General features: G+C 79.6%; 1 protein-coding gene. It reads left to right on the top strand.

Features of this window, described 5'->3' with window-relative positions; translation table 11 throughout:
* A partial coding sequence (locus tag DW309_RS19320; protein ID WP_168387165.1) for a hypothetical protein occupies positions 1-274 on the top strand: 274 nt, incomplete at both ends.

Raw genomic sequence — 274 nt, 5'->3', positions numbered from 1 at the left:
TCCCGCGGCCGCCGAGCGCGCGGCACGTCTGGCCGCCCGACGGTTCACCGCCCTCGCGACACCGGGGTGGACGGCGCGGGCCGAGGCCGTGCGACTGGAGGCACGGCAGCGCGCCCACCCCGACCGGGCGATCCCGGCCGAGGAGTTCGAGCGTGTCGCCCGTGACCTCGACCGCAGCGGATTCCGCACCGAGGCAACGGCGCTGCGCCTGACCGCACGGCGCGACGGAGCCGGGCGGCTGCCCCGCATCGCCGCGTCCGCCCCCACGCCCCTG

This window comes from Microbacterium sp. K41, assembly GCF_004794395.1.
In the GTDB taxonomy this organism is placed as follows: domain Bacteria; phylum Actinomycetota; class Actinomycetes; order Actinomycetales; family Microbacteriaceae; genus Microbacterium; species Microbacterium sufflavum.
Note: the sequence above shows the minus strand (reverse complement) of the source record. Positions and strands in the feature narration are given on the sequence as shown.